The sequence below is a fragment of the Halioglobus maricola genome (assembly GCF_009388985.1).
Classification (GTDB): Bacteria; Pseudomonadota; Gammaproteobacteria; order Pseudomonadales; family Halieaceae; genus Halioglobus; species Halioglobus maricola.
Genome location: NZ_CP036422.1, coordinates 25,889 through 37,244, shown reverse-complemented (window position 1 = coordinate 37,244; position 11,356 = coordinate 25,889). Strand labels below are relative to the sequence as shown.

At 56.9% G+C, this 11,356-nt stretch carries 13 protein-coding genes; 4 read left to right on the top strand and 9 right to left on the bottom strand.

All coding sequences use genetic code 11. The features are described from left to right. The first annotated feature begins 56 nt into the window (after window positions 1-56). The gene (locus tag EY643_RS00160; RefSeq protein WP_152660300.1) at window positions 57-308 is read left to right on the top strand and encodes a DUF2909 domain-containing protein; all 252 of its coding nucleotides are present in this window, start codon (window positions 57-59) and stop codon (window positions 306-308) included. Window positions 309-380: 72 nt separating this feature from the next. On the opposite strand, the gene EY643_RS00155 is transcribed toward EY643_RS00160, so the two are convergent. The 4 genes from EY643_RS00155 to coxB are packed head-to-tail and all read right to left on the bottom strand — an operon-like array spanning window position 381 to window position 4,656. Further along, window positions 381-1,349 carry a cytochrome c oxidase subunit 3 gene (locus tag EY643_RS00155; protein ID WP_152660299.1) on the bottom strand — a complete coding sequence of 323 codons (969 nt, stop codon included), beginning with the start codon at window positions 1,347-1,349 and terminating at the stop codon, window positions 381-383. Window positions 1,350-1,392: 43 nt separating this feature from the next. Beyond that, complete coding sequence (locus EY643_RS00150) at window positions 1,393-1,950, bottom strand: cytochrome c oxidase assembly protein (protein WP_152660298.1); 558 nt, start codon at window positions 1,948-1,950, stop codon at window positions 1,393-1,395. Window positions 1,951-1,964: 14 nt separating this feature from the next. Next, window positions 1,965-3,539, bottom strand: a complete 1,575-nt coding sequence (ctaD, locus tag EY643_RS00145) for a cytochrome c oxidase subunit I (protein ID WP_152660297.1) — start codon at window positions 3,537-3,539, stop codon at window positions 1,965-1,967. Between the two features lie 16 nt (window positions 3,540-3,555). Beyond that, entirely contained in the window at window positions 3,556-4,656 is a 1,101-nt protein-coding gene (gene coxB, locus EY643_RS00140) for a cytochrome c oxidase subunit II (protein ID WP_420841658.1), read from the bottom strand. Between the two features lie 386 nt (window positions 4,657-5,042). Here coxB and EY643_RS00135 point away from each other — a divergent pair, with 386 nt between their 5' ends. Together EY643_RS00135 and EY643_RS00130 are read left to right on the top strand one after the other, a co-directional pair. Next, a complete protein-coding gene (locus EY643_RS00135) occupies window positions 5,043-6,374 on the top strand; it encodes an MATE family efflux transporter (protein ID WP_152660295.1) in 1,332 nt (443 codons plus the stop codon). Window positions 6,375-6,440: 66 nt separating this feature from the next. Beyond that, on the top strand, window positions 6,441-7,073 hold the full coding sequence (locus EY643_RS00130; RefSeq protein WP_152660294.1) for a hypothetical protein: 633 nt from the start codon (window positions 6,441-6,443) through the stop codon (window positions 7,071-7,073). Here the strand turns inward: EY643_RS00130 and EY643_RS00125 are convergent. After that, window positions 7,070-7,336, bottom strand: coding sequence for a YheV family putative zinc ribbon protein (locus EY643_RS00125; protein ID WP_152660293.1), 267 nt, complete (start codon window positions 7,334-7,336; stop codon window positions 7,070-7,072). The two genes, EY643_RS00130 and EY643_RS00125, sit on opposite strands and share 4 nt — an antisense overlap. Window positions 7,337-7,415: 79 nt before the next feature. Here EY643_RS00125 and EY643_RS00120 point away from each other — a divergent pair, with 79 nt between their 5' ends. Beyond that, on the top strand, window positions 7,416-7,976 hold the full coding sequence (locus EY643_RS00120; RefSeq protein ID WP_152660292.1) for a gamma carbonic anhydrase family protein: 561 nt from the start codon (window positions 7,416-7,418) through the stop codon (window positions 7,974-7,976). On the opposite strand, the gene aroE is transcribed toward EY643_RS00120, so the two are convergent. From aroE to dprA, 4 genes are all read right to left on the bottom strand, one after another. Further along, the gene (gene aroE / locus EY643_RS00115; protein WP_152660291.1) at window positions 7,973-8,809 is read right to left on the bottom strand and encodes a shikimate dehydrogenase; all 837 of its coding nucleotides are present in this window, start codon (window positions 8,807-8,809) and stop codon (window positions 7,973-7,975) included. The genes EY643_RS00120 and aroE overlap by 4 nt on opposite strands. Continuing rightward, complete coding sequence (hemF, locus tag EY643_RS00110; RefSeq protein ID WP_152660290.1) at window positions 8,802-9,719, bottom strand: oxygen-dependent coproporphyrinogen oxidase; 918 nt, start codon at window positions 9,717-9,719, stop codon at window positions 8,802-8,804. Before hemF ends, aroE begins: the two co-directional genes overlap by 8 nt. 68 nt (window positions 9,720-9,787) lie before the next feature. Then, complete coding sequence (tsaC, locus tag EY643_RS00105) at window positions 9,788-10,306, bottom strand: L-threonylcarbamoyladenylate synthase type 1 TsaC (RefSeq protein WP_240732773.1); 519 nt, start codon at window positions 10,304-10,306, stop codon at window positions 9,788-9,790. Between the two features lie 119 nt (window positions 10,307-10,425). After that, entirely contained in the window at window positions 10,426-11,325 is a 900-nt protein-coding gene (gene dprA, locus EY643_RS00100) for a DNA-processing protein DprA (protein ID WP_152660289.1), read from the bottom strand. Window positions 11,326-11,356: the final 31 nt, after the last annotated feature.

Sequence of the window (11,356 nt, the reverse complement as noted above, 5' to 3'; positions counted from 1 at the left end):
GGCATCCTGGGCTGAGGAGTGGTTTATACTGCGGGTTCACGCTAGGAGATACCCCGTTGTTTAAAATCGTAATTGTCATTCTGCTGGTGGCCCTGGTGGCCAGCCTGGGAAGTGGATTCTACTACCTGATGCTTGATCAGGGAGATAAAAACAAAAAACGCACCTTTCACTCCCTCGGTGTTCGCCTGGGCCTGGCCATCGCGCTGCTCGCAGTGATTACCTATGGCATCGCCACCGGCCAACTCGGGCACGGCACCCCCTGGGACCCGGGTCCCGGGCCAGTATCCAGCGAACCGGCATCTAAGTAACCACGCCCCAGATACGATAACCCCCGCAGATGCGGGGGTCATACGCTGTTGCCTGTACTGCGTTCTTGTTGCTTACAAGATGTAAACGAACAGGAACAACATCACCCAAACCACGTCAACAAAGTGCCAGTACCAGCTGGAGGCCTCAAAGCCGAAGTGATCTTCAGCGGTGAAGTCGCCACGCAGGCTGCGGATCAGCTGGATAGCCAGCATGGTCATCCCCATAAACACGTGGAAGCCGTGGAAACCCGTGAGCATGAAGAACGTGGAGCCATAGACGCCAGAATTAAGTGTCAAACCAAAGTGGGCATAGGCTTCATAATATTCGTAGTACTGCACGAACAGGAAGATGATCGCCAGGCCGACAGTCACACCCAGCCAGGCGTTGAACTTCGACTTGTTGCCCGCCAGGATACCCATGTGGGCCATATGCACAGTAAAGCTGGATGTCAGCAGGATAATGGTGTTCCACAGAGGCAGCCACTTGTACCAGGCACCCGCTTCAGCAAAGGCCATTGAGGTCTGTGGTGACGTGAATGTGCCATTATTGGCCATCGGTTGCGCGGCTGCGCCGCCAACGGCTTCCTGCGGCGTTTCCATCATCGGCCATGCGTACTGGAAACCTTCCCACAGCAGGCCGTTCATGCGACCGCCTTCTCCTTCGCCAGCCAACCAGGGGCCGGACAGCGTGCGCACGTAGAACAACACACCAAAGAAGGCGAAGAAGAACATCACCTCAGAAAAAATAAACCAGAACATACCCAGCACATAGGACTTCTTCAGTTGTGCGCTGTTCATGCCCGCGATGTTTTCGCGGATGGTCATGCGGAACCAGTAGAACAGCACCGCCATGAACCAGAACAGACCCACTACCAGGGTTGTCCAGGAGCCACTGGTAATACCATCGCCAAAGGTCTTGTCGTTCATGACGGTGGCCGCGCCAAAAATGGAGAGCATGAGACCAATAGTGGCCATCACAGCCATCTTGCTCTTCTCTGGGACGTAGTACGTTTCGTACTCAGTCGAGTTCGGATTACTCATCGTTATCTATCTCCGTTAGTACGCAGGTTCCCCAACCTGCGCCTCAACGGGCAGCTACGCCGCCCGCCATATCAGTTACATCAAATATTGTGTACGACAGGGTGATTGTGCGGATATCCCTCGGCAGATCCTGGTCGACGATAAACTGCAGGGGCATCTCAGTGGCACTTTCACCGTCCAGGGGCTGCTGGTTAAAGCAGAAACACTCTGTCTTGTGAAAGTACTCCGCGGCCCTGGCCGGGGAGACACTGGGTACCGCCTGAGCAATCATCGCTCCGGGAAGCGGGTTGCGAGCCAGGAATACAGTGTCATTAACCGCACCGGGGTGAACCTTCATCGCCGTTACGCTGGGCCCAAATTCCCAGGGCATGCCCTCGTTATTGGTCGCCATAAACTGGATCGTAACCGTGCGGCTCTCATCTACCTGGGCCTGCACCGACGTGTAGGCCTCCGATGAGGTTTTGCCATTGATACCCAGGGCATCACACAGCACATCATAGAGCGGCACCATCACCACAAACACAAACGCGAACATGCCCACCGCTACCGCCACCAGTTTGATGACGGTATCGATAGCAGGGTTGGCGCTCGTTTTGATCACTTATCGTCTACCACTTAGTGAGCAGAAGCTTCAATTTTGGGCGGCGTCTCGAACGTGTGGTAAGGCGCCGGGGTAGGCACTGTCCACTCGAGGCCTTCCGCACCATCCCATACCTTCTCTTCAGAAGTGGGCTTGCCGGAGACGATAGTCGCAATCACGTTGTACAGGAACATAATCTGCGAAGCGCCGTAGATGAAGGCGCCAATCGACGACATCATATTGAAGTCGGCGAACTGCAGAGCGTAGTCCGGAATACGACGAGGCATACCTGCCAGCCCCACAAAGTGCTGCGGGAAGAAGGTCAGGTTAAAGCCGATGAACGAAATCCAGAAGTGGGTTTTACCCATGGTTTCGTTGTACATCTTGCCACACCACTTGGGCAGCCAGTAGTACACCGCAGCCGTCATGGAGAATACCGCACCCGCTACCATCACATAGTGGAAGTGAGCCACAACAAAGTACGAATCGTGATACTGGAAGTCAGCCGGTGCGATGGACAGCATCAGACCGGTGAAGCCGCCAATGGTGAACAGCACCAGGAAACCGATCGAGAACAGCATAGGTGTCTCGAACGTCAGGGCACCGCGCCACATGGTGGATATCCAGTTGAACACCTTCACCCCGGTGGGCACCGCGATCAGCATGGTGGCGTACATAAAGAACAGCTCACCCGCTACCGGCATACCCACCGTATACATGTGGTGTGCCCACACAATAAAGGACAGGAAGGCGATCGATGCAGTCGCGTACACCATCGAGTCATAACCAAACAGCGGCTTGCGGGAGAAAGCAGGAATAATCTGCGATACCACTCCGAAGGCCGGCAGGATGATGATGTATACCTCAGGGTGGCCGAAGAACCAGAACACGTGCTGGAACAGTACCGGGTCACCGCCGCCGGCAGCCGAGAAGAAACTGGTGCCGAAGTGAACATCCATCAGCATCATCGTCACCGCACCCGCGAGTACCGGCATTACTGCAACCAGCAGGAAGGCAGTGATCAGCCAGGTCCATACGAACAAGGGCATCTTCATATAGGTCATGCCAGGGGCACGCATATTCATCACCGTAGCGATGATGTTGATAGAACCCATGATGGATGACAGACCCAGTACGTGTACCGAGAAGATGAAGATAGTGACTGACGGTGGCGCGTAAGTCGTCGACAGAGGAGCGTAGAACGTCCAACCGAAAGCGGGAGCACCGCCTTCCATGAACAGGGTCGATGCCAACAGCAGGAATGCGGGGGGCAGGATCCAGAAGCTCCAGTTGTTCATCCGCGGCAAAGCCATATCCGGCGCCCCGATCATCATCGGGATCATCCAGTTAGCCAGGCCAACGAACGAGGGCATAATCGCCCCGAATACCATGACCAGGCCGTGCATGGTGGTCATCTGGTTAAAGAACGCAGGTTCTACCAGTTGCATGCCGGGCTGGAACAGCTCGGCGCGGATAACCATGGCAAAAAAGCCGCCGAGTATGAACATGGCGAAAGAGAACCACAGGTACATGGTTCCGATATCTTTGTGATTAGTGGTAAACAACCACCGTGAAATGCCCTTAGCGGGGCCGTGATGATGATCTCCCATCGCTTAAATCCTCCCCTTAGCCTTTCTTGTGGTTGAAAACATCTATGGGCTGAACCATGTCGCCCATATTGTTGCCAAATGCGTTGCGCTGGTAGGTAATTACCGCCGCCATATCGACATCGTTCAGCTGCGGGCCAAAGGCCTGCATAGCGGTGCCGGGCACGCCATTAATACCTACGTCGAGGTGGCCTCCGAGCTCGCCGGTCGCAATTGGGCTGCCAGCGATAGCGGTGCCAACACCGCCTTCGCCGTTGGCGCCGTGACAAGCCAGGCAGTTGCGATCATAGACCGACTTGCCTTGCTCCATTAGCTCATCAAGAGTGAAGGTCTTGGCCATCAGTTCCTTGATTTGCGCAGCTTCAGCTTGTTTGCCGTCCAGCCACTGGGCGTACTCATCCTTGCTCACGACGTTAACAACAATAGGCATGAAACCGTGATCTTTACCGCACAGTTCCGCGCACTGACCGCGGTATACGCCCTCAACAGAAGTCTTGGTCCAGGCCTCGTTGATGAAGCCGGGAATCGCATCTCTTTTGACCGCCAGCTCGGGTACCCACCAGGAGTGGATTACGTCGTTGGCCGTGACCAGGAAGCGAACCTTGGTGTCGGCAGGCAATACCAGGGGCTCATCCACTTCCAACAGATAGTGTTCCCCTTTGTCTTCAGTGTTGTAGATCTCGCCCTGACTGGTACGCAAATTGGAGAAGAAGCTGACGTTTTCGCCATCTTCGTTCATATATTCGTATTTCCACTTCCACTGGTAGCCAGTGACAATGACGTCCAGCTCTGCATCGTCGTTGTCATAGATCTCAAGCAACGTGGATGTCGCTGGGAAGGCCATACCAATAAGAATAAAGAAGGGAATCACGGTCCACGCGATTTCAACTTTAGTGCTTTCATGGAAGGTAGCCGGTTCGTGACCCCTGGATTTGCGGTGAGCGTAAATAGAATAAAACATTACGCCGAACACACCTGCACCAATAATGGTACAGATGATAAGAATGATCATATGCAGGTCGTAGATCTGCGCGCCCACATCAGTAACACCCGGGGACATGTTCAATTCGTTCATGTCACCGTGTGCTGCCAGGGCAGCGGAGCTTAACAACACCAGCATAGGGCCGAGCGCGAGCCTAAATAGCCGCTTCGCGATACAACACATTACGCGTGTCTCCATTTCTAGATTGTCTAGTTATATGATTTTCCCCCAGCTGGCATATGCTCTGTTAACCTTGGCTTTGCTTATCACCTCGTGGGCTGTCGCTAAACAACAGGTGCCACCTTCTGGCGTACCGGGGGGCCGGTCACCAGATGCAAAGACAGGGTACGATTTACCAGCTGACTTCGTTTTACCCGCAGTGCGACAATTGGACGCAGGGGAAAAAACGCGTCGAGTATAACCATATTGGTGCGAAACCCAAAGAACTTCGTCTTCTCAGGAAGCTGCAATCTTCCACAAATCAAAGGCCTACGGCACGTAACTGAGGGCAGGTTTAACCAGATATGACGTCGCACAAGGCGCTTGATCGCAAAATCTGGGGTATTGCCTGGCCGGCGATTCTGTCGAACATTTCCATTCCACTTCTGGGGCTCGTGGACTCGGCCATTCTTGGCCACCTCGACGACAGCCGCTACCTCGGCGCTGTCGCGGTGGGCGCTGCGCTGCTTTCATTCCTGTACTGGGGCTTCTCGTTCCTGCGCATGGGAACAACTGGGCCGGTAGCACTCGCAGAAGGGGCCGGGGACCATCATAGTTCCTTTTTGGTATTATTTAGGTCGAGTGTTATCGCACTGTGCATAGCAGCCCTTGTCCTGATGCTCCACCAGCCTCTGCTGGATCTGGGAATGCTGTTAATGACTCCCGCACCAGGGCTTGCGCCGCTCACCGACAGCTACACCAATATCCGGATTGTCAGTGCACCCGCTGTGCTGCTGACATACACCGTGGTCGGCTGGTGTATCGGCCGGCAGGACACGCGTTGGCCACTACTTATTGTGGTGACGACCAACCTTACCAATATCGCTCTCGATTTCCTGTTTGTTATCGGCATGGGGCTCAACAGTGATGGTGCCGCAATAGCAACGGTAATCGCCGAATACCTGGGCTGCATACTCGCACTCTACACTGTCTGGCGTCAGCGCTCCCATATGTCTTGGGTTCGTATTGCAGACGATATGAAGATAGTAAGCGCTTACAAATTGATACTGCAAAGCAACCAGTACCTGTTTTTTCGCACCGTGTGCCTGCTCTTCAGTTTCGCTTTTTTTACCGCGGTAGGGGAGAACTTCGGCAGCGACGTTCTCGCTGCCAACACCCTGCTAATCCAGCTGTTATTAATGGGTGCCTACGCCATGGATGGCTTCGCTTATGCTGCCGAAGGGTTGTCTGGAAATCGCCTTGGGGCAGGGGACCAGAATGGCTTCTACGCTGTAGTCAAGCGGTGCTCTTTTTGGACGGCTGTGTCCGCCGCTCTCGTCAGCATTGCCCTGTTAGTGCTACAGGGGCCGCTTGTAAATACCTTGACCAGCATTAGTTCTGTAAAAGAACTAATGCTGCTGTACTACCCCTGGCTAGTTATCCTGCCGTTGCTGGCAGCCCCCAGTTACCTGCTCGATGGGGTATTCATCGGCAGCGCCCAGACTCGCTATATGATGACAACCATGCTGCTCGCAACCCTGGGGGTCTATCTACCACTGTGGTACGTCACGACCGGCATGGGCAATCATGGGTTGTGGCTGGCATTCAGTGCTTTCAACCTCTTCCGGGGTATTTCTCTCTATCTTTGCTACCGTAAAATCAGCGCCGGGCACGGCTGGCTTCCCCCAGGCAAGTAGCAAATCCAACGCTTTGTACTAGCCTTTATCACTACCTATGGTAACAACTCCTTGTCGGGTGGCGGTATGAGCACTACCGATATCAGGGAAAGCATCAACGCTGCGTTGGCCCATGAAGCGCGGACGAATGATTTCCAACAACGGCTACGGCAACGCCTACCAGCGCTGCGTTCCAAACTTGAGTTTCCAAAAGACGGCGAAGAAGACGCCCTGCTTGCGTTCGTGATCGATTACGTGGAAAGCGTGCCTGGGTGCCTGAGCCTGGTAACGGCGGTGAGCAAACGGCTGGGGTTTTTCGATTATGCCGCCCCCTTCCTGCATATGGCGGAGGATTACTTTCTCTGCCCGCCCGGGGAATTACCCGATGTTGGTGGCCTGGAAGCAGTATTGGACGAGGCCTTTCTCGCACATCGCTTGCTGGAGGAAGTTAACGACCACCACGTCCGCCATGTTCAGCGGCCACTGCTGCCCCTGGACATGACCGAAGCCAACCTGATTGTGCATCATCTGCTGGGCGACGAATTCGCCACGCGACTGGAGCGACTCGTCCAATTTGCGGCCTCCAACCTGCTGCAAAGTGAGCACGTCTGGGCCAGGGTGAAATCACTACCTGGCACCGATGTCCCTATCCCTCCGCTGGTGGACAGCACTACCCTGACCGGTTCACCGCAGCAAATCCGGTTACGTCTGGCCAGCTAGCGCTGGTCTTCTCCCGGATCCTGGCGGGGGTCAACCAGCGTCACCACCTCGGCAGGGGTTTCTACCCGGCGCGCCGAGGCACGACTCACCCGGGTGGGCACCTCGCTGGGCTCGGCACTATCCTGAGGTCGAGCTTCACTGAAATCGCAGGCAACACACTCGCGCTGCTGGGTATCCATATCAACCACAATCTTGTCCATCGCTCCGCAGCGGGGGCAGACAGCTCCGGCAATAAAACGACGACGGGTGTGATCAGACTTCATCTTCAGCGGCTCTCGAGTACTGGCCATAAGGCCCGGGGGTGGCTATTGTAGCAGCCCTCCAACATCAGCGAGACCAGCGATGCAACACTACACGAATACCAGCCTGCGCAGCTTTCAGGGCACCCGTCCCAGCGTGGGTGAACGGGTGCTAATCGACCCCTCTGCCGTTGTCCTCGGCGATGTCGAGTTGGCAGATGATGTGTCTGTGTGGCCACAGGTCGCGATCCGCGGAGATATGCACCGAATTCGGATCGGCCCGCGCACCAGTGTCCAGGACGGCTGTGTTCTTCATATCACCCACGCAGGCCCCTTCAACCCTGATGGCTGGCCTCTCATCATCGGTGCGGATGTCACCATCGGCCACAATGCGACGCTGCACGGATGCACCGTGGGCGACCGGGTGCTGATAGGGATGGGAGCCACCGTGATGGACGGCGCAGTGATTGAAAACGATGTGGTTATTGCCGCCGGGGCCCTGGTCACCCCAGGCAAGAGGCTGCGCTCAGGCTATCTCTACGCTGGCAGCCCCGCGCGCGAAAAACGCCCGCTGAGCGAAGGCGAAATGAGTTACTTCAACTACAGTGCGAACAACTATGTACGCCTGAAGGACCAACACATTGCTGAGCTGGAGAACGGCTAGGCTGCCTCCATCCCCACCCTGAGCTCAGTGATCACCGACTGGGTTTCCGGTCGCTGCCGACGCCAGACATAAAACGACTCCGCCGCCTGCTCGACCAACATACCGAGGCCGTCAGCGACCGCCCAGGCAGCTTGCTGGGCCGCCCAACGCATAAACGGCGTGGGATCATTGCCATACACCATGTCATAACAACAGCTGTGCTCGGTCAACAGGTCCGCAGGAAGGTCAGGGACTTCGCCCGCCAGGCCGGCACTACTGGCATTGATCACCAAATCGAACTGTCGGCTTCCAATACAATCGTAGCCGCCACCCTCAACCGGGCCCAGGTCACTGAATTCAGTGGCCAGTTGCTCCGCGCGAGCGGCTGTCCGGTTCACGATCAACAGTGCTTTTGGACGCTCCCGTAGCAGCGGCTCGAGCACACCGCGCACCGCGCCACCGGCGCCTATGATCAACACTCTCATGCCTTGTACCATCCAGCCCAGATTGGCGATCATATCGCGGACAATGCCTATGCCATCGGTGTTGTCGCCATCAATGGTGCCATCCTCCGCCAGCGTCAGTGTATTTACCGCACCGGCCCGTCGCGCGCGCTCACTCAGACGGTCGGCGAGCTTGAACGCATCCTGTTTGAACGGCACGGTAACATTCAGGCCGTGACCGCCTTCCTTGAAAAACGCACGCGCGGCTCGCTCAAAGTCACCTTCCTCCACACGCACCGCGCGATATTGGATGCTCTGGCCACACTGGCTTGCGAACGCGGAGTGAATCGTCGGCGATTTACTCTGCTTGATGGGGTTGCCGAAAACAGCGTATTTATCGATGTCAGGCATTGCCAGCTTCTCCCAACCAATCGCGATCCCGCAGGTAGTACTCTGTCAATTTCGCTTCCGCTGACCCGGGTTCAGGCCGGTAGTCGTACTCCCAGCGCACCAGTGGCGGCAGCGACATCAGAATCGCCTCGGTACGCCCATCTGATTGCAGGCCAAACAGCGTGCCCCGGTCGAATACCAGATTAAACTCAACGTAACGTCCGCGCCGGTACAACTGGAACTCGCGCTCGCGCTCGCCGTAGGGAGTAGCTTTGCGCCGCTGCACAATCGGCCGGTAGGCCGGGACGAAGGAGTCACCTATAGCGCGCATAAAAGCAAAACTGGTATCAAAATCCCAGCTGTTGAGATCATCGTAAAACAGACCGCCGACGCCGCGGGGCTCTCCGCGGTGCTTGAGATGGAAGTATTCATCGCACCACTTTTTAAAGCGTGGATAGACATCGTCGCCGAACGGAGCGCAGGCATCTGCCGCCACCCGATGCCAGCTGACACAATCCTCGACATTACCGTAATAGGGCGTCAGGTCGTAGCCACCACCGAACCACCAAACTGGCGGCTCACCGTCCTTCTCGGCAACAAACATTCGCACATTGGCGTGAGAGGTCGGTACGTAGGGGTTGCGTGGGTGAATCACCAGGGAGACACCCATGGCCTGATAGCTTCGACCAGCAAGCTCTGGCCGCGAAGCGCTGGCAGAGGCAGGCAACTGCGCGCCCATCACATGGGAAAAATTGACCCCGGCTTTTTCAAAAACGGCACCATCAGCCAACACCCGGCTGCGGCCACCACCACCTTCCGGACGCTCCCATTCGTCCACGATAAACTCAGCGGCGCCATCTTCTTCCGCCAGCGCCACGCAGATGCTCTCTTGGAGGGACAATAGGTAGGCCTTGACCTGGTCAACTTGCATTGGATGCTTTCCTTGCACGGTGGAGCGGTGCGCCATTATACGCAGCCACCAGCGTTTAAAATAGCTGATCAGGCCCTGAGAATGTTTCCCGCCAGATCTCGAATCTGGCTGGGGCGGGCGTTCCTGCCAACACTGCCGGGGAAAATGTGCACAAGGTCGTCGCCAAAATAACGGTGCACTTGAAACGCGGCCCTGGCAGGCTGCGCACCGGCGGGATTGGCGGACGTGGACACCAGCGGGCCACCCCACGCACGGCAGAGCTGACGCAGGCCAGGATGGTCCGTTACGCGCACCGCCACCGTGTCATGTGCCCCGTGGACCCACGGCTGGATTCTGTTTTGGTGAGGCACCAACCAGGTATTACCGCCCGGCCAGGACTCGCTCAACATATTGCGCTGCGCAGGGGGAAGGTCGTGCAGTAGAAAAGCGAGCTGACTCTCCGAACCCGCTACCAGGATCAAGCCTTTTTCCACCGGCCGCTGTTTCAGGTCGAGAATATGCGCTACCGCTGATTCTGAATCAGGGTCACAGGAAAGCCCCCAGACAGCTTCAGTAGGGCATGCAACTACACCTCCGGATGCGAGCACATCTCGCGCACTTCTTAGTTGTAGCTGTGATATACGCTGTACCAAAATAAGGCCTGCCAGGAACCGCCGAGAAGCGCGAAATTAACCAACCAACGCGGCTTTGGCAAGCGAATTCAGCACTACACTACACGGATATAGCCGCCGGCGCTTCGCTCGATATGACCACCTAACTCCAGGCGTGAAAGCTCCGCCACCACCTCGGCCGCAGGGCTGCCAGACGCCTCGATAAGTCCATCCAGCGTGACAACCTCGCAGCCCAACAGGTCAAGCACAGCAGAGCGCGTGGTGGTTCCGGCTTCGGCCTGCTGTAACAGGTCCAGTTGCAGGCCATGCAAGGCGCCCAGCTCCTCGAGAATGTCGTCCACCCTGGTCACCATTTTCGCTCCATCGCGCAGCAGCTTAAGGCAGCCAGCACCGCCTTTGTGGGCGGGAGACCAGGGCAGGGCGAACACCTCGCGGCCCTGCTCCAGGGCGGTCTGGGCAGTGATCAGCGAGCCGCTGGGCAGCGCCGCCTCGACCACCAGAGTACCCAGGCTCATGCCGCTGATTATCCGGTTGCGCCGTGGAAAGAACTCGGGGCGCGGCGTCACACCGGGCGGAAACTCGGTAATCAGGCACCCGGCGCGACAAATATCTTCGCCCAGCGCCCGGTGCCGCGCCGGGTACAAGATATCGATACCGGAGGCCATCACCGCCACGGTCTTGCCACCGCCGCGCAAGGCGCCGCGATGGGCGGCCCCATCGACCCCCCGGGCCAGGCCACTGCAGATATGGAGGCCAGCCTCAACAACCGTCGCCGCTATCTGTTCGGCCAGCTTCAGGCCAGCGACCGTCGCGCTACGGGCGCCGACAATGGCAAGTTGCGGTTCGCGCAAAAGAGAGAGGTCGCCCCGTGCATACAGTAAAGGAGGCGGGTCAGGGATTTCGCGCAACAAGGGAGGGTAGTTGTCGTCCGCAAGGGATAACACTGAAGCGTCTACCGCATTAAGCGCGGCACGCAGGGGGTCTTCAACACACATAACATCATCCTTGACGCAATGTCGGCTGGCT